The 19536-nt window shown below is 56.8% G+C and carries 11 protein-coding genes; all 11 read right to left on the bottom strand.

The genetic code is table 11. The annotated features are described in order from the left end of the window. Positions 1 to 43 precede the first annotated feature (43 nt). Entirely contained in the window at positions 44 to 1639 is a 1596-nt protein-coding gene (locus EL26_RS23490; RefSeq protein WP_052036045.1) for a copper amine oxidase N-terminal domain-containing protein, read from the bottom strand. Between the two features lie 167 nt (positions 1640 to 1806). Next, complete coding sequence (locus EL26_RS05790; RefSeq protein WP_038085585.1) at positions 1807 to 2952, bottom strand: MBOAT family O-acyltransferase; 1146 nt, start codon at positions 2950 to 2952, stop codon at positions 1807 to 1809. Then, positions 2949 to 4028, bottom strand: coding sequence for an SGNH/GDSL hydrolase family protein (locus EL26_RS05785; RefSeq protein WP_038085582.1), 1080 nt, complete (start codon positions 4026 to 4028; stop codon positions 2949 to 2951). The genes EL26_RS05790 and EL26_RS05785 overlap by 4 nt, the downstream gene beginning before the upstream one ends. Positions 4029 to 4160: 132 nt before the next feature. Further along, complete coding sequence (locus EL26_RS25360; protein WP_161780667.1) at positions 4161 to 4298, bottom strand: hypothetical protein; 138 nt, start codon at positions 4296 to 4298, stop codon at positions 4161 to 4163. Then, positions 4295 to 5581, bottom strand: coding sequence for a helix-turn-helix domain-containing protein (locus EL26_RS05780; RefSeq protein WP_038085578.1), 1287 nt, complete (start codon positions 5579 to 5581; stop codon positions 4295 to 4297). Before EL26_RS05780 ends, EL26_RS25360 begins: the two co-directional genes overlap by 4 nt. 136 nt (positions 5582 to 5717) lie before the next feature. Then, entirely contained in the window at positions 5718 to 7217 is a 1500-nt protein-coding gene (locus EL26_RS05775; RefSeq protein ID WP_038085576.1) for a CPBP family intramembrane glutamic endopeptidase, read from the bottom strand. Positions 7218 to 7560: 343 nt separating this feature from the next. Continuing rightward, positions 7561 to 11400, bottom strand: a complete 3840-nt coding sequence (locus EL26_RS23485; RefSeq protein WP_052036044.1) for an S-layer homology domain-containing protein — start codon at positions 11398 to 11400, stop codon at positions 7561 to 7563. 94 nt (positions 11401 to 11494) lie between these two features. Next, complete coding sequence (locus EL26_RS05765) at positions 11495 to 12937, bottom strand: S41 family peptidase (protein ID WP_052036043.1); 1443 nt, start codon at positions 12935 to 12937, stop codon at positions 11495 to 11497. A gap of 55 nt (positions 12938 to 12992) precedes the next feature. Further along, positions 12993 to 16802, bottom strand: coding sequence for an S-layer homology domain-containing protein (locus EL26_RS05760; protein ID WP_152559180.1), 3810 nt, complete (start codon positions 16800 to 16802; stop codon positions 12993 to 12995). A 285-nt stretch (positions 16803 to 17087) separates the two neighbouring features. After that, positions 17088 to 18782 carry a phospho-sugar mutase gene (locus tag EL26_RS05755; protein ID WP_038085572.1) on the bottom strand — a complete coding sequence of 565 codons (1695 nt, stop codon included), beginning with the start codon at positions 18780 to 18782 and terminating at the stop codon, positions 17088 to 17090. 99 nt (positions 18783 to 18881) lie between these two features. After that, positions 18882 to 19394 (bottom strand): SLAP domain-containing protein, encoded by a 513-nt coding sequence (locus EL26_RS05750; protein ID WP_038085569.1) that lies wholly within the window; start codon positions 19392 to 19394, stop codon positions 18882 to 18884. Positions 19395 to 19536 lie beyond the last annotated feature (142 nt).

The raw sequence follows: 19536 nt of genomic DNA, 5'->3' as shown, positions 1-19536 counted from the left end.
TACTACGAATCCACCACCGGGGTCACAAGCGGAAAAGTCCCGGCTAAAATGCGCGCACATCCAGAATTTCAACGCCCAACACCTTGTTGGTATCCGGATAGATCGCGCCTTGCGCAGACGTGTTCAGCCACGCATAGCCGTAGTAATACTCCCCGTACGAGTCGTAAAACCCCATGCCGCCGCTGTCGCTCGTCACGCCCTGTTCGGAGACCGCGCGGTTGAGATCGACAAACAGGTAGACCGCACTCTGATCTCGTTCCGCTTGGTCGTGCGCCGTCTGCGTCTTGGCGCCTTCCACACGTCCGTCGCGATAGATCCGCAACGTATGCGTGCCCGGTTGCAGCAACAGCTGTTGCGTCGGCGTGGTGCCCGTGCCCTGCGCCAACAGATGCAGATCGCCTTGGAAGCCGTCCGGCACCTTCAGCGTGATTTCCATGCCGTTGGAGGAGCGCTTGGTCTCTTGCTCCAAGTACGCCCGGAAGTTCGTCTCAAACGCCGACTCCGTCACGCCTGCCGCCGCTTGGAAGGCGTTCGCGCCCCCCGACAAGTATCGATTCAAGTAGTTCATGAACGCGGGCTTGCCGTACGTCTGCACGTAGTATTGATAGGCGAGGTAATCTTGCAGCTCGGTGTTGTATCCGGCGCTGGTCATCGCGTCGATCGTGCCTTCTTTCTTCGAGAGCAGCGGTTGGTACTTGCCCTGCTCCACGATGCCCAGCACATAGTCGCGCAGCATCCCGTCCATCTGGCGGCGCATCACCGCCGGGTCGGACTGAAATTCCGCGTCAAGCCCCGTCTGCCACGCCAAGCCTTCATGCACCCACGACGGCAGCGAGAGCCCGCCGTTTTGGTTGAGCAGGACGTGCATCATCTCATGCGCCACCGTCTGCGTGCGCAGGCGGTCGTCGGTCAATTTGTCGAGGGGAAGCAAGATGCGCGAGCCGTACGTCACGCCTTCCGCCTGTGCCGCCACAGAAGCCGCATCCGGGTCTTGCCCGTACTTGGCGATGTTCTGACGGTATCCTTGCGCGGAGTTGGAGAGGTAGATCCAGACGGGCTGCTGGTAGCTCTTGCCGATCTCGTTTTGCACGAGGTCCGCCAGCGCTTTTTGACGCACCAGCGCTTGCATACGAGCCGTCATGCCGTCTTGAAGATGAAGCGTGTCATCGCCGATCACGCGGACTTTCGGCGCGTTGACCGAGTGGATCGTCACACGGCCCAGCGCTTCGTTCCACAACACTTCGTCTCCAAACGATTCCGCCACAAACCGCACCGGCACCATCGTCCGGTCGTTGACCAGTTGCGCCGGCACGTCGAGCCCCATCGGCACGCCGTTTTTCGTCGCGACGTTCTTGCCGATCGTCAAACGCAGCACGGTGCCGTCCTTGGCCGCCGTCGCCGTCTGCGTCGCGTCGTCCCAGCTCACATCGGCGCCCAACGCTTCAAAGATCATCCGCATCGGCACGAGCGTGCGGTATTGAAACACCTGCGGCTGCACATCAAACCGAATCCATTCTCCGTCCACATACACATCGGGCCGCTCCGGCGTTGCCGCCGACGCGCTTCCCGCGGCGAGAAGTCCGCCGAGGGCGCACCCGCAGAGCAACAGAGCGTGCGTCCAACGCTTCCACGACTTCATACGTTCCACACCTCCCCGATCCTCCATGTGAAATCCCATTCGTTCTACAAGTCCGTTTTTTAAAAGTCCGTATAGATAAAACGCTCGCTCGGCCCTTCCGCGATCAGATACACCGCGACCAGCAAGAGGGCGAGCAGAACGCCCTTGGCAAACGCTTTGAGCATGGATCAGACCCCCCACATGCGTTGTAAGAAAATCAACGAATGATGCAGCGACGGGCTTGCAAAAAACACCCAGCCCAAGCAGACGAAGTGAAACGTCAGCGCCCACGCAAACAGTTGGCCCAACGGGCACGGCAACAGGCGGGTTTGCGGGCGGTACTTGCTCCAGATCTTGTTCAGAGCTTGTCCCGCGCCGTGCCACATCCCCCAGACGACAAACGTCCAGTTCGCGCCGTGCCAGAGCCCGGAAATCGTCATCGCGATGAACAGGAACAAAAGTCCCTTGAGAAACCCCTTGCGGTTGCCGCCCAGCGGAATGTAGAGGTAATCGCGAATCCACGTGGACAGCGAGATGTGCCAACGCCGCCAGAACTCGCCGAGACTGCGGGAAATATACGGCCAGTTGAAGTTCTCCGGCAGATGAAACCCGAAGCACTGCGCCGCGCCGATCGCCACGTCGGAATAGGCGGAGAAGTCGAAGTAGATCTTGAACGCATACGCGTACATCGCCACCCACAGCGCGCCTGTGCCCGCGCTGCCCGGATCGGCAAACACCGGCGCGAACAACGGGTTCAGCGAATCGGCGAGGGCGATCTTCTTGAACAGGCCGATTCCCATCCGGAACAGCCCTTGGCAGACATCGGCGGCGGTAAACGAGATGCGGTCTTTCTCAAACGACTGGATGCGCTTGATCGGACCTGCCACCAGCGACGGGAAGAAGAAGATAAACAGGAAAAACTCCCGCAGCGTCACCGGCTTTGCTTTGCCCTTGTACACGTCGACGAGGTAATGCACAAATTCGAACACAAAAAACGAAATCGCCAGCGGCACCGCCAATTTGACGACCGGCAAATTGCCGCCGAACCATTGGTCGATCGTCGTGACCGCCATCTTCCAATATTTATAATAGAAGAGCAACGCTACCGAGAACACGATCCCGAGGACGGTCCACCGCTTGGACTGCGCCCGCGAAACGGCGTAGATGCACAGCGTCAACACCACAAGCAGGAAAAAGTGCGCCAGGCTGTCATACGCGTAAAACACAAACCCGGCGAGGATCATCACAAACGGCCGAACTTTCGCCGGAGCGAGCGTGTACAACAGCAACGTCACCGCAAAAAACACCAAAAACGTATACGTCGTAAAAATCATGGGCGAAGTCCTCCCTTGGCCTCAATCTCAGCGGCCAGCAGGTCCGCCACGCGGTGGTTGCCGTCCTTCAGCATGTGGTCGTAGTCCCCGAACTGCGAAGCGGGAATCGCCCGGCTCAAGTCAAGAAACCACGCGCCTCGGTTCTCCAGTTGTTTCTTCAAATAGTCTTGGTTGGCGTGCAACTGCCCCAAGTCAAAAAACTTGCCGATCAGCGTGTCGTTTTGCGGCGCGAGGTAGTAGAGCACGCGGATGCCGTGCGAGACGGCATAGTCTTGGAAACGCTCCAGCATCTGCACGGAGTCGTTTTGCTCGGTGAGCGGCCCTTGCTCGTAGATGCGCGCCATCGTGGCGCGTTCCTTGTCGTCCCACGTCTTCGCCGTCCACGGCACGCCGATGATCGGTTCGGCCGCCGCCGGTTGCTTTGCCGGAGCGGGTTTCGGGGAAATCGTGTCCACGGCGTCGCGGATGTATTGGCGCGGCTCTGCTCCAAACAGGGTTTTGTTGATCTCCGTCCGGTACTGCCCGATGTTCGTGTCCTTGAGCGCGGTTTGCACGACTTCTTCCACGCGGTTGCCCGCAAACACGCCGTGCGGAACGTCTCGTTCGAATAAATATTCACGCTTGAGGGTTTTGTTCGCCAGCGCCCCTTCGTCCAAGATGCGCTGCGCATAGAACACCACGTTCACATCGACGACGACGAGGTCGGGGTGCGCGTCGGCGGTCAATTTCAGCATGGCGTAGAGATCGGCGGGACGCGCGCCCGGATAGGCGAGGTTCGCAACCGTCGCCTGCGGGAGTTGTTTTTGCAAGTCTTGCCTCAGAAAGTATGGAATCGTCTCGTTTTCGTAGACGACGGAACCGTACATGGTGGAGTCGCCGAGGGCGATCACTTTTGGAGAACTCTTGGCTTTGAGGTCGGCGACGGCGTTGTCCAGTTGGATGTTCTGCTCATAGAACGTGTCGTCCAACACCAAGCGCTCGCCGAGTTTCGTCTCCGGCGCAAACGTGCCGGCCCATAGGTCCGCCGCCACAAGTGTGGAGAGGAGACCCAGACTCAGGGCGAGTAATTTTTTCACAAGTCAACCTCCTGGAGATGCGTGTGACACTCTCTCACTCTATCATACAACCCGTACGCCGATAAACATAAAAAAGAGCCGCCCCGGTACGGGACGGCTGTGAATGTTTCCCTTTTCGTGAAGAAATACGACTCAAACTTCCGGATCGTAGATCGACTTAGCTGGAACCGGATTCGGATCGACAATCGATGCCTCTTGGTGCAAATTCACGCCTACGAATGAGAACACAACTGCCAGAGCGACTACCAAAGAGAATACTGCTTTCTTCATAGATAAAGCCCCCTCACCCTGAGTCCCTCCTGCATGGAGGTCGTCATTTTTTGCATAAATACGCTCGCTTTGTCGAGCTCCCCACGCGAGTCGTATATGCTGACAATCTGAGCATAACACTTAGACGCCTCTCCAAGCAAGCCGAATTTTTCAAAAAGAGCCACGGAACTTAACATATACTCTAATGCACGATCGTAGTTTTGAAGTTCCTTGTACATAATTCCCAAAGTTCGATGGACGAAAGCTCGTTCGCTGTGCTCAGCCGGCAACAGTTCCAACGCGCGGAAACACCATTTCTCCGCTTCTTGATAGTTCTTCTGGCGGTAATTCAAGATGCCCATTTCCCCGTAGATATTGGCGACCATTTCCTGTTCGCCAATCGACTTGAATTCCTCAATGCACTCATCAAACTGCGCCACCGAGTCCTTGAAGTTCCCCAACTCGTATTGAATGATGCCGTAGTTTTGTTTGGAACGGTACTCCAGCAACTTGTTGCTGACGCTGCGGAACATCGTGATCGCCGTTCGGGTGTTTTCAGCCGCTTGCTCATAATCATGCAGACGGTAGTAGGTGTTCGCCAACCCTTGGTATGCATCTCCCAGCAGATGCAGGTTGGAGGTTCCTTGCAGCGTTTCGATCGCTTCTTTGTAATACAACAGCGCAACGGACGCTTCGCCCAAGTGCGACAGGGTGACCGAATACCGAATGTACAGCACGCCGCGGTCTTCCTTGGGGAAGTCCTGCACTTTGGTCAACTCTTTGAGCGCTTGGTTTAAGTAATGTTTGGCGAGCACATAGTCCCGCGCCTGCATCTTCGCCCAACCGAGCTTCATGTACAGCTTGACCGCGCGGGATCGGTCGCGCTCCAGCGCAATCTCTTCGATCATACCCTCTAAAAGCTTGTTCGCTTTTTCGAACTCTTTGGAAAACACATAGGCGTCCGCCAAGTCGAGTTTGACTTCATCGGCATGGTGCTCATCAGCGCCGTCGAGACTTTCCAAGACGGAGATCGCTTTTTGGTAGTCCTTGGACCCCATCAGCGACTTCGCCAACTTGTAGCGGGTGTCCTCTTCCAGTTGGTCTTGCATATCCATCAGAAACTCATCGATCGGCACGTTGAGTTTTCGGGAAATTCCTTCGAGAAGTTTAAAGGAGGGGTTTGCTTTGTCCGATTCAATCTGTGAGATCATACTCGGGGTGACGAGACCCTCCGCCAACTCCGTTTGCGTGATGCCTTTGCGCATGCGCCATTCGCGAATTTTTTGTCCTAGCGATTTATCCATAAACGTTTCCCCCCAGAATCGGTCTTTACCAGTCAAAGATCGTCGCTTGCTATTTACGATTATGATATCTGATACGTAGGTGTTTTGAAAGCTGGATGCTCGGTTTGAGTACACATTTTCGAAACACAAACAAACTTTACAACGGAGGACTTTCCGTTCCAGGTAACCGCTTCCTTGATTTGACGAGGCTCAACCCCCATCCGATCACGATCGGAGAGACCAAGTAGAGCACTCCGATTGCGATTTCCTTTCCATTGCCTCCGAATAAAAACGGCAGCGCCATCTGAACGGCGTCAAACGCCACGTGCGCAAACAGCACCGTTTCGAATCCCCAAGTTAAGTAGCAATACCCGATCAACAGCCCGAACAGCGTCAATTCGATAAACCGCGTGTACACAGGGTAGATCGGGTACAAGCTGTGACCGAGGGCCCATACCATCGCCGGCAAGAGACACGCGAGGAACGAGCTCTTCCAGTACCGTTTGAAAAACGTCACGCCGAACAGCCGGTATGTGGTTTCTTCTTGGAGCCCGGCCATCCACGCCATCAAGGGCATCAACAGCGGGAAGGTCATGTTGGACGGCGACATGGAGAAATCGTTTTCAAACCAGACGCCGAACACGTGCTGCGCCACCCAGTAAAACGCGTTTTGCAGCGTTAACCAGATGAAGCACAGCGCCCATCCCCGCCACATCGCCCGGCGCAGACAAACGCCCCACTCCGGACTGCGCCACGGCGTCCAGAGCTTCGGGTTAACCTCCTTGACGAGCCCGCCGCCCGTGGCGATCAGCACATACGAAGCACCGCCGACCAACACCGCCAAAATCGCCACGACGACGAGGACGACCACAAAACCGATCGTCTGCGCGGCCCCCGTGCTGCCCGCTTCCACAAATTGCTGACGAAGCGTCGGCCATTCGTTGAGGTTGGAGAGCGCAAACAACCCGGTCACCAACAAGGACATCCACAGCGCCGACCACCACGGCTTTTTTTGCTTGTTCAAAAACAGAAAGACAAACGCCAACACGAACAAAACGAACGTGAAAAACAAACTCAACCCCGTCAAGATCATGCCGATCTTCTCTTGACGGTCATGCCAGGTTTGAAACGAGACCGGCGTTTGGTACGTGTACGAAACTTGACGCACGAGGTCGCCTGTGATGCGCACCTCGTAGGATAGTGTCAGATCGCCAAGCTGCCACTCGGATGCCGGGACTTTGTATTCGTAGAGATAAGTGCGGAAGTTCGGGTCGTCCTTCGGCAAAGCAGGCAAGTCGCCGGAGCGCTTGCTTTTGAGAGAAGAAGTTTCCGTCGCGACCGTCAAGTCCGGGACTTGGACGCCCAACGCTGTCAGCGCTTGCATCGCCAGTTGTTTGCGTGCTGCTTCCTCGAGATTCTGCGCGGGAGCTGCGTCTGTTCGCTGCCAGGTGACAATCTGTCCCGTATCCGGGTCGATTTTGGTCGTCCAGTGGTTCCGACCGTTCGGCTCGTTGTATGTGACCGTCCAGTAGACGATCGGTCGGCCGGAGTACCCTTTTTTCACAAATTCCTGTTGCAAGTTTTGTTGACCTAAATAACCGTCTGCGAGTTGGTCGTTTTGCATCAACACGGTGGACGTGTATCCAGCGGTGTCCACGCCGTGTTCTTTCCAAAAAGCGGCCGCTTTTGCTGCCGCGCCCTCGCTGTCGACAGCATACGTCTGCCGTACCGAAGGATCGCTCCAGGAAGTTACGAGAAAGAGGAGAAGTCCAAGAATTCCGCCTACCCATAAATACCTGTCCTTTATACTTTTCCCGCCCCTCATCAACATTCCTCCCTATTTACGCTTCTTTCCAGTGTATACCACACTAAACTTACACATTCAACCCAAAAAGGAGAAGCCGCTTCGCACTGCTTCTCCTCTCAATCGTTGCCGTTTGGTGCACCTGTGATCGAGAATAAAAAATCCGCCCGCGCGCGAGGCGGGGCGGATTTCCCTGTTACGGAGTCGGTTCGGACGGGTCTGCCGGTGTGGACGGATCAGCCGGTGCAGACGGGTCTGCCGGTGCAGTCGGTGCAGCCAATGCGGACGGGTCTACGACGGTGATGGTGAATTGCAAGGTGGCATCGGTGCCGCCCTTGTTGTCAGACGCATGCAGCGTGACCGTGGTTTGGCCTGCAGCAACGCCATGCACCGTCAGAACGCCGTTCACCAGCGTGACTTGCGCGACGCTGTCGTCGGTATTGGAATCCAGCGAGTATTGCAGCTCGTCCAGATCTGCGTCCCCGAACACATCGCTCAAGGTAAACGTCAAGTCTTGATCGCCCAGGTTCACCGTCTGGTCGGCAATCCCGCCGCCGATGAGGTACGGGTCGTTGTTCGGGGTCGACGGCGCGGTTTCGCTCACGTTGACTTTGAACGTCATCGATACCGATGCGCCCGTGCTGTCCTTCGCAACTACCTTGACGGTCGTGGTGCCCGGCGCGACGTTATGGACAGTCATGATGTTGTTGTCCAGCGTGACTGTTGCCACGCCGCTGTCGGTGTTCGAATCCAGCGTGTAGGTCAACTCGTCCATGTCCGGATCTTGGAACACATCGTTCAGGTCGACCGTGTAATCCGAGTTGCTCATCCAAGTGTTGAGGTCCGGCAACGGGTCAACCACTTCCGGAGCGTGGTTGACAGCCGGATCGAAGGTGACTTTGAAGGTGATGGACGCGCTCTTGCCGCGGGTGTCGGTCGCCGTGACGGTGATCGTAGCCGTACCCGTCGCGACCGCGCGCAGGCGCAAGCTCTCCCCGGTGACCGCCGCTTCACAGACGTTCGGATTGCTGGAAGACGCCGACAAGGTCAGCGAGTCATCCGGCGTGTCTTTGAAGATAAAGCGCAAGTCGATGTGCGGAGTCGGTTCGTTCACCGGCTGCTTGAGGTCGTTAATCTTCCAGACCGCGTACGGAGCCGCGTCGTCCACGACGGAGTAGTAGGTATTGTCCACTCTCATATGCCCGAAGGAATCCACGAGGTACAAGTGGTAATCCCCTTGCGCCAAGCCCGCCGTGGGGATCATGCCCGTCATGCCTTCCCCGAAGCCCGCCACGGAGACGGAAGCGGCTTGTTTCTGGTTGACGAGATCCTGCAGCCCTTGGGGGGACAGCACGCGGACGCCTTTGGGTACGAGGTAGATCGTCGAACGCTTGTTCACGGTGACGTTCAAGCCGTCGCCCGCGACAATTTGACGGTTCCACGACGACGGGTCCTGAACTTTTTCCGACCAGACCAACAGAACTTCCGGAACGACCGATTCGGATTCGGCAAACAGTTGCTGCGCGGTTTCCAAAAGCGCGGTCAACTCGTCACGGACCGAATAGTCGGAGTTGTTGACGAACTGCGTCGCTTCCCCGATCGCCCCGAGGTCCACGCCGTCCGCAAGAGCCGTGTGCGTGTTGTCGGTGAACAGCGATTCGACGACGGACGGCGCCAGCGCCCCTGCCGCGTCATACAGCTTGATCTCCGCATCGATGTAATCGCTGTAATTCGGAATGAAGATCCCGGTCGTCATCGAACCCAATTGGATGGTCTGATCGAGATCGAGCAGCATCGAGATCAGCCCTTTGTCCGCCATCGTCACTTGGTCGGGTGCCGGAATGAAATCCACACCGGAGAAGAATCCGGACTCCAGATCCAACAGGTAGACCAAGTTCAGATCGTCCATCACCGCGTAGATCGCCGGCGTCAAATCGCTGAGGCCTTTGATGCGCTGCATGGCATCGGCGAACGTTTGCAGCGCTTCGTCGCGGCTCAGGCCGGTCAAACTCGTCGGCATCGGATCGAGCAACGCGTCGAACATGTCCGCGGCGACATAGAACTTCTCTTCGTCGAAATCGGGTGCCAGATGTTCTTTGTCCAAGTCGCCGTTGCCGTCGGTGGCAAACAGGGCGTCCGTTTTGACGCGCACGACTTGAACGAGCTTGTCCAAGCCCGTGAGTTCATCGGTCAGTCCGCCGTTGGCGCGGGAAGCTTTGACCGCGTTCACCGCTGCGTCAAGCACTTGCGGGTCGATCGTGTTGATCGTGTTCTTGTCGATCGACGAGGCGTTCGGCAGTTTTGCCAGTGCTGCGATGGCCAACGCCAGGAATTTGTCGTGATCGGCTTGCGTGACAACTTGCGAAACTTTTTCTTGGTCGGCGTGTAATTTGTCGAGACCCTGAAGCGGAGTTTTGAGTTTTTTGACCTCGTATTCGACGACCAAGGATTGTGCCCATTCCAATTGCTCGCGAACCGCTTCGTAATTGTCGAGGGTGATCTCTTCCGGTTCAGGCAGGTCATCCAACGCTTTTTGAACTTTTGCATATAGATTGTTCCAAGTCTTAGCGGGGTTCGAGTTGTTCGGGTTGTCCTGATTTCCGTTTCCTTGACCGTTGCCCGATCCGTTGCCTTGCTCATCACCGTGGCCGTTTCCATTGCTCTTGCCGATCTGGCCTTTGACTTTGTCATAGTCCTTGACCACATCGGAGAGTTGAGTACCATTGGGCACTTGGATGCTTTGGAGCGCAGTGTCCGGCATCAAGCTGATCTTGGTGTCTTTGTCGGTGATGTTCAGGTTGCCAAACGTGCCTTTGCCGTCGAGTACGAGGTTTTTGACGCCCGTTGCGACCGTCACCTGAGGCAACGTGACGCCCTCTCCCGCCTCAAGGCGCGAGTCGGTGTTGACTTGCATGGCGTTCACTTTCGTGCCGCCCTTCGCTTGCACGTGAACGCCCTGTTTGTTGATGTCGACGTTGCCAAGCGTCGCGTCTTCAAGCACGACCGTGTTGTCATCGCCGCCGTTGATCACCGTGTTGCCGCTGACGTTGACGTTTTTCGAGTAGAAGTCATGCTGCACGCCCGCGCCGATCTCGAAGTCGCCGCCCACGGTCAAGTTCAACACGGAGACGTAATCGGCCGAGACTTTCACGTTGCCGTCGATCGTCGCGCCGCCGGCGTCCAGCACGGCGTTCCCGCTGAATTCCGCAGCGCCGGAAGCCGGTTCTGCGCCGCCGTTTACGAGTTCCAGATAGGTGATCTTGGTGATGACTTTGTCTTTCATGTCAAAACGCATCTTCGCGTTCTTGAGAGCTTTGGCGTTTTGGACGCTGAACAGCGGTTTCAAGTTGCCTGCCACTTGGTACGGCATGCCTTTGACCGTGACAGTGCCGTCTGCCGCGATGTTGAAGGAGGACGGAACTTTGTTTACGTAGTTGACCGCGACTTGCGCCACTTCTTGACGCTGCGCCGCATGGCTCGGGTTAAAGTTCTGACCGTCGCCGCTCATCAAGCCCATCGACAGCGCCGCTTGCACGTACGGCTTGGCCCAGCCGCTTACGCTCGCGGAGTCGGCAGTCGCGAGTTCTCCGCCCGACACGGTGCCTTCGCCCGCTTTGACGAGCAACACCGCGAGCTCTTCGCGGGTGATCACATCATCCGGACGGAACGTGCCGTTGCCGTCGCCAAGCATCACGCCGGCGTTTTTCACCGCTTCGATATACGAAACGCCCCAGTGGCCCGCCGGAACGTCGGCAAACGACGACGCCGTAACGCCCGGCACGTCCAAATGCAAGAGGCGGGTCAGCAATACGGCAAACTCCGCGCGGGTAATCGTATCGGTCGGACGGAAGCTGCCCGACGGGTCGCCGTTCATCAGTCCGAGGTCTTTCACTTGCACGATGGCGTTTTGTGCCCAAGAATCCGCTTTCTGCAGGTCTGCGATGTTACCAGAATTTACAGCCGCCCCTGCAACCGACGGAGCAAGCGCCGTCGTCAGTACCAGCGAAACTGCCAGCCATTTGTTGATTTTTTTCACGGAATTAGTCCCCTCACCTAGTAATCTCTGTTTATAGGGTACATCGTCTGGATGCCTCAATTCAAGAACTTTTGAAAAAATCTCTCAATATCTTTTAACGAGTATGCAAGCTCACTGTCGGAAGCGTCGCTTCCACGCGAATCTGCAACGCTTTCAGCACATCGACCGACAAGTACGTCGACCCGCCGATCACGCGCGCCGCATTCCCCGACAGCCGGCTTCCGTCGATCGTCACAGCGCCGTCTGCGAGGCTCACGACGACGCGATGACCTTGGAGGGTGAACTGTGCCTCGTCTCGCTCCGGCACCCATGCGACAGGCGCTCCCAGCATCTCGACGGTGTAGCGCAGCGGGAGGTACAAGTGCCCGTCCGCTTCGATCGGTGCCGGGAGGGTCTTGTCGTCGGCGTTCAAAGTCACCGTCTGCGCGCGGCTCGGTTCCAGATCGGCGAGCGCCGCGTTCAAGAAGCTCTCCGGGCGCGTCATCCGCACATCGGGAGTGAGGCCGACATGATCGGGGGACTTGCCGTCGGCCAGCATCCACTGGTCGACGGAAACTTTCAGATACCCGCCGTTCGGGAGTTCAATCGGCTCTTGCATCGTGCCTTTGCCATACGACGTTTCGCCGACGAGTTTGGCGCGGTTGTTTTTTTGCAGCGCACCGGCGAGCATCTCCGAAGCGCTGGCGGAGTTGCGGTCGATCAGCACATCCACGGGAATTTGGTCGTCGCCCGCGGCGTCCGCTTCCAGTGAGACGACATCGCCGTCTTGGTGAATTTGCAAGATCACGCCCTTGGTCAACAGGCTGTCTGCGATTTCCAACGCGCTTTTCACCAAGCCGCCTCCGTTGCCGCGCAAGTCGAGCACGAGTTTCTTCGCTCCCTTGGACTGCAGGTCGGCGAGTGCTTTGCTGTATTCTTGGGTCGTGCGGTCGCCAAACGAGTAGATGCGGATGTAGCCGACTCCGTCGCCGAGGTCTTTCTCGGCGACCATCGGCAGTTCGATCGCTTTGCGGGTCAGCGTGACCGTCTTCGGAGCGTCGGAGCCTCGCAACATCGTCAGCGTGACGGTCGTGTCCGCCTTCCCGCGCAAGAGATCGGCGAGTTTGTCGAGCGCCGACGGGTCGGCGGGGGTGTCGTCGACTTGGATGATGCGGTCTCCCGCTTGCAGCCCGCCCTGTTCGGCCGGCGTGCCGGGGTAGACGTCCTTGACGACCAGCGCTTGTCCGTCTTCGCTGTGTTCCAGCAACAGCCCGACGCCCGCGTACGCCTGCTCAATGGCGTTGACAAACTGCTGGTACTCCTCCGGCGTGAAGTAGTTGCTAAACGGATCGTTCAACTCGTTGAGCATGCCTTGGATGGCCGCTTGCAAGAGCTTCTCTTGATCCGGATGTGTAAAATGATCGTTGACGAGCAACGTGTAAACTTTTGTGAGGGTGTCAAGATTCTTGGTGTCAACTGCAGCGGATGCCCCGCTCGCCGGAGCGAGCAGCAACAGCCCCGCCATGAGCGGCGTCATCCATTTGGTCTTCCAATTCATGAAAAAACCCCCTTTGCGCACCAGAATTCGGTGTGCGAAGGGGGTTTTCCTGCTGTTACAGACGCTTGAACATGCGCATCATGTTCGCGACGACTTTCGCCGCTTCTGCGCGGGTGATGTTCGATTGCGGTTCGAAGACGAGCAGCGGTTTGCCTTTCGGGTCCGAGTTCGCCATCGTGCGACCGACCATCAGCTTGCTTTTGTAGACCGCTTCGATTGCGGTACGAGCGTAGATCGAGATGCTACCGGAGTCGGTGAAGATCTTATCGAGGTTCTTCTTGGAAACGTCGTAGTCTTGGCCGAGCTTCAAGTTCATCGCCAGAGCGATCATAACCGCCGCCTGTTCGCGGGTGACTTTGTCATCCGGTGCGAACTGGCGGGTGCCGACACCGCGCACGATGCCCTTCTGACCGGCGGTTTCAATGTAGCGCCAGTCCCAGTACGGGCTTACTTGCAGTGTGTGCGGCAAGTCGAGGAACAAGTAGTTGTTCGGGTCGTAGTTCAGCGGCAGGTCGAGAGCTTTGACCATCATCTCCGCAAATTCACCGCGGGTGGTCGGCTCATACGCGCCGAACTCGCCGCCGTCCTTGGAGTTCATGATGCCGCGGGCAAACAGCACTTCCATGTCATCGCGGGCAAAGTCATGCGTTTCGGTGTCGTCAAACCCGTAGGTGTTCAAGAACACCGCGTAGTAGCCGAATCCGTCCATCGAAGCGGAGATCGTGTGCGACTTGGTGTCAACCTTGCCGCCGATGTTCTCCCAGTCGAGCGAGCCGTTCTGGTCGAGCAAGCCGTAATGCCAGATCGACACACGGTTTGCGGCGAAGTCGCGGATCGCGTCATCGTACTTCAACGTGATCGTGCCGCGGTTGGTCGGCTTCATCCAAGAAGTCGGCAGAGAGCGGCTGATGAAGTTGTACTTCGAGAACGGCGAACCGGTTTGGTTGTAGTTCAACTCGTCGCCGTAGTACGGTTGCATCCCGTTGACTTGCACATAGCCCGGCTGCGTCGTATCGTTGTAGCCGGCGTCAACCCAGAACAGCGAAGACGCGTATCCGAAGTGCGGCTTCATGCTCAACATCGACTTCAAGAACGGATCCCCGTTGATGTTGACCACTTGGCCCAGATGGTTGAACGTCTTCTGCGTGCGACCGTCTACCGGGTCGGCGATGCCAAACAGGAATTGTTGCTTGTCAAACAGTTCGATTTTGTTCGTCGTGTCGTTGTACGGCGTCAACATCGTGCCTTTCGGGAACGAGACGCTGATTTTGCCGTTAAACACTTTCATGTTCGTGTTGGAGCTCAGAGCGGTTTTGTACTGCGCGCCGACCGTGTCGGTATTCGCATACACGACATCGAATTGGTCGCTCGATTGCTGCGTGCCGCGCACGACCGAATACTTGATCGTGTTCGTGCCCGCTTTCAAGCCGGTCACTTCGTACTTGAAGTACGTTTCACCGTTCTCGGTGATCTTGTCCATCGTGTTCTTGCCGATCAGGACTTTGTCCGCGCCGTCCGCTTTGATGACGACTTGAACAAAGTTTTGGTTGACCACGCGCTCTTGCGGAAGCAGCGGCGAGAGCACTTGATACGGCGGGTTGCTGCGGACGATGGAGAGCGGTTTGAACGTGGTGATCGGGCCCTTGATCCCCTTGAAGACATAGGAGTTCGTGCCCAGCGTCAGCGGCAAACCGGTGATGCGGTAGTACGGAGTTCCGTTCGTGCTGATCAAGGCGGGCTCGATGTCAACGGTGATGCCGTTGACCGTAAACGGAGCTGCCGGTGTCATCGTGCCGTCGGGGTTGAACGTGATGGTGAAGAACTGAACGCCGTCCTTCATGATCACCGCTTTGTCTGCGTTGCCGACGGAGAACAGGATGTCGGCCGACTTCTCGGTGGTGTCGTAGGTGGAGTCAGAACCGTTCTCCAGTACGAATTTGCCTTGCAAGTCTGCCACGTTGCGCGAAGAGGCAGACGCAGCCGGCGGAACCGGAACCGGGAACGGTTTGTCGATGATCGGTGCATCGTTGGTGAAGTAGTACACCGTCAGACGGGTGGTGATCGGAATGCCCTGCGCCGTCGCTTCAATTTTGATTTCGTTGGCGCCTTCGTTCAGGACGTTTTTCAATTGATTCGGAGACGTCGGGTCGCCGTTGACGACCGTAAACGTGTTGGTCGCCGTGTTGACCGTCGCGTGCTTCACGACGCCGTTCACGGAGACTTTGATGTTCTGCTTCTCGGTGTTGTCCACGAAGTTGAACAGGTGACCGCTGAAGTCCGGCAAGTCGGTTTGCGTAAAGTTGTCGCCGTCATAGATGCCGTATACGACGATCGACGGAACCGGCGTGTAGCGGATGTTGATCGGCGTAAAGTTGTCGATGTTGCCGCTGTCTGCAATGGAGAAGTTCAGCGTCATGTCGCCGACAAACGGCAACTTGATGATCTTCAGTTCGCGCGAGCCGGCACCCGGCGTGTCGTCGCTGGCGACGACCGTGAAGTCGGTGCCGTTGACGAGGTTGACGGTGTTGCCGTTTTGCGAAACGGAAAGCTGCGGCGTGAAGGCGCCGGCGTTGTTTTGCGCGACGATCTTCGCGTAGATCGGCAGCGTGGAAATCCCGGAGGAGAAGATGCCCGGCGTACCGCCGGTGTCGGTCGCTTCATCAACGCCGTACACCTGTTGGACATCGTTGATGGAAGCTTTGGAGCTGTCTTTGTAGACAAACGCAATCTTCGAGATCAACGGTTTCTTCGACGTGGAGCCGGAACCGTCGTAATACTGACCTTGGAGCGTAAACGTATAGGTGCCGTTCGTTTTGATCGGCCATCCGGCCGAAGCGGTGATGCCGGAGAGATCTACGAACACCGTGTAGATCTTATGGCCTCTCTGGTCATCGATCGGCGGGTCGACGATCGTGACTTTCCCGTTGAGTTGCGGATCGGCGGTCGGAACTGCAAACACGCCGGCCGTGTCACGGGCGAGGTCCACTTCGTCCAGTTGCAGTTTCGGGTCGGTCGTGGTGCTGGCCGGAACGGAAATCTGCGCTTTGAAACCTTTCGGAAGACCGGTTGCGGAAGAAACGACTTTGCCGCCGTCAATCTGCACCGCATCTCCCGCGCCGTTGTTGATGTCCGACTGCATGTACACGTTGTACATCGCGCCCGGACCGTCCAAGTAGATCACCTTGCGCGTGATCTGATACACGCGGTTGTCCGTTTTGGCAACGAACACCAGCGTGTTCAAGCCTGGATTCAACGCAAAGTTCGAAACCGAAAACTTATCGGTGCCGTACTTGGTTGCGTTGACGCCGTTGATGGTCACCGCTTGCGCGTTGGCCGTCGAGATCAAGAAAAACTGACTCGCCGTATCCACGAATTGCGGGTTGTTGTCGTTCAGTTTCACGCCGCCGTTGAGCGAGATGTCCAAAATGACCGGAGCGGCGTCATAGAAGATGTAGCAAATGCCCTCGACTCCGCTGGGAGTGGAGACGGTGACTTTGTTCATCCCCACGAACAGCGCGACGTTCTGAAGGGTGAATTCTTGGCTGGAAGGACCGGAAATCACCGGTGTTGCGTTCGGCACTACTTTCGGAGTGCCTTTGTCCACCCAGTTTCCGCCTGCATCCAGCACTTGCAGTTGGACTTTGTACGATAAAGTCGACGGTACAGTTTGGGAGAACTGCCCGTGAAACTGGTCGATGACAGGGACGTTCACCGGATTGACCTGAGCTTCCGTGGGAGTTTTCCCGAAGGCAGGGAACGTAAAGTATTGCGAGCTGGCCGCTTGCACAGGCGAGATGGGGATCAATGTGATCAACATCACCAGCGCAATGAGCAAGCTCAGCAAACGACTATGTCTGCGAGCCACCCTTATATCCTCCTCTGCAGTAGTTTTCTCGTGCCTACTTTTTCGACAGGTTCTTACACAAGTCCTGCCGAAGATTGTAAATTGGAATGTTGCCAAATGTTGTGATTGGATGGATGAGCAAGACGCATCCTGTCGAGGTTTCGCGAAACTTCCCTTCCTATCTTTGGCACCCCGTAACCCTATTCGCACCTTTCGCTAAAATTCCTTCCCTTTCGACCCTTAAAAAATAAAAAACACCCTCGTACGAAGTCGCATCCGCCGCTTCGTCCGAGGGTGTGTTGGTTTTTATTGAATCAATTCGAGCACGAAGCTCTTGAGGGAATCCAGTTTGCTCTGCGCGGCGTTGCGGTCGTTGTCGACGGCGCTGAAGTAGAACTTGATCTTCGGTTCGGTGCCAGACGGGCGGATCGCCACCCACGAGCCGTCGGTCAGCACGTACTTGAGGACGTTTGCCTTGGGCAACCCTTCGATGCCTTGGGAGTAGTCTTTGGCTGCTTCCACGTCGAGCCCGCCGATCGTCGTCAGCGGCGTGCGGCGCAGTCTCTCCATCATCTGCGCGATTTTCTCTTGGCCTTCCTTGCCTTTGAACGTGAAGGAAAGCAGGTCTTCCAGGTAGGTCCCGTACGTTGCGTAGACTTCCTCCAGCACTTGCGAAAGCTTCTTGCCTTGGCCCTTGTAGTAGGCGGCCATCTCGGCGGCCATCATCGCCGCTTGCACGGCGTCTTTGTCCCGCACGAAGTCACCGATCAGATAGCCGTAGCTCTCTTCGTACCCGAACAAAAACGTATGTGCTCCGCTCTCTTCGTACTCTTGGATTTTCTCCCCGATAAACTTAAAGCCGGTCAACACATCCACGCAAGTCACGCCGTTTCTCTCCGCAACGGCGCGGCCGAGGTTGGACGTGACGATCGTCTTGAGCATGACGCCGTTTTCCGGGAGCGTGCCGTTCGCTTTGCGCTGTTCGAGGATGTAGTGCAACAGCAGCGCGCCGGTCTGGTTGCCGTTGAGCACCGCAAACTCGCCCGACGCATCGCGCACCACCACCCCGACGCGGTCGGCGTCCGGATCGGTGCCGAGGATCACGTCGGCGTTCACGCGCTCCGCCAACTCCATCGCCAACGCAAACGCTTGACGCTCTTCCGGGTTCGGCGATTTGACGGTGGAGAAGTTCGGGTCCGGCAGTTCTTGCTCCGGGACCACATGGACATGCTTGAATCCGAGTGCTTGGAGTACGCGGCGCACCGGTTGGTTGCCGGTGCCGTGCAACGGCGTGTATACGATCCGCACGTCGTCCGCGACGGCACGGATCGCTTCCGGTTGCAGGGACAGCCCGACGAGGCGCTGCGTGTACAGATCGTCGATCTCCTCGCCGATCATCGTGACGAGCCCCTGCGCGATCCCCTCTTGAAGCGTCAACGCCGGGAGAGACAGTTCGTCCGCCAGTTGCCCGATCTCCGCCAAGATCTGATCGGCCGCTTGCGGCGGCAGTTGCCCGCCGTCATCGCCGTAGACTTTGTACCCGTTGTATTCCGGCGGGTTATGGCTGGCAGTGACCACGATGCCGCCCGCCGCGCCGAAATGACGCACGGCAAAGGAAAGTTCCGGCGTCGGACGCAGCTCTTCAAACAAGTACACGCGCACGCCGTGATACGCCAAAACTCCCGCCGCCTCGGCTGCAAATTCCGGAGACATGTGCCGGGAATCGTAGGCGATGACGACGCCCCGTTCCCGCGCGCCGTCGACATGCTGAGTCAGATAACGGGCCAGTCCTTCCGTTGCGCGTCGAACAGTGTATTTGTTCATCCGATTCGTGCCGGCGCCAATCACGCCGCGCAAACCACCGGTTCCAAATTCAAGATGTCGATAGAAACGGTCTTCCTTCGCTTGTTCATCCGGGATGCTTTGTAAGTCCTTGCGCAGTGTCTCTTCGAGATGCGGAAACTCAAGCCAACGCTGATAAGCAGTTTGGTACGATTCCATTTCCAAAGACCTCCTGTCAGTAACACCCTTACGGAAAAGGTTCTTCATCTTTCAATCCTATTCCTTCAAATGAAAAAAACTGCCTCTGATGGGCAGTTTTTAGACGATTTCGATGTTAAATTGGCTGAGATCCGCGTTGGGTTTCAGAACTTGCGAGGCATGCCAAGCAAACGTCCAGAGACGTGCTTCGCCAAACTTCAAAAACCCGAAATCTTCCAGCTGGAAGATCCCGCTTGCGACTCTCTCGCCGTTTTTGTCGAGCAGATACATCCGCAATTCTTCCAAGGAAATCTCTTCGCCCAGTTCGCGTCCGTTGCGAATGAAGACACGAACAAAGTATCCGCCGTTCAACTCCCCCGCTTCAAAAGGAACAATGTTCACTTCCCCGATCAGGAGAGGCGGCATCTGCGTCAAAATTTCACGGTAGCGATCCTTTTCGATTGCGTTCATTTGCTCTTCTTGACCTTCCGTAAAAGCCAAGTGCATCCCTTTGATCAAAGTCGCCGTGGTCGGGATACTGCTTTCATCAACGGGCTGTTCGGTTTCAAGCTGTTCCGCCTCTTTTCGTTTGGCCAACAGCCGCTCCATAAACGAATTTCGTTTGTTTTCCATAATCGTCCTCCAAAGAATATCTACCTGTCAGTATACCTAAAAGCGCGGACAAATACCAACGGAATCGAGTAAGAGGGGGTGACTAACCCCCGTCCTCTCACACCACCGTACGTACCGTTCGGTATACGGCGGTTCATGATGT

Source organism: Tumebacillus flagellatus, from assembly GCF_000714935.1.
GTDB lineage: Bacteria > Bacillota > Bacilli > Tumebacillales > Tumebacillaceae > Tumebacillus > Tumebacillus flagellatus.
Note: the sequence above shows the minus strand (reverse complement) of the source record. Positions and strands in the feature narration are given on the sequence as shown.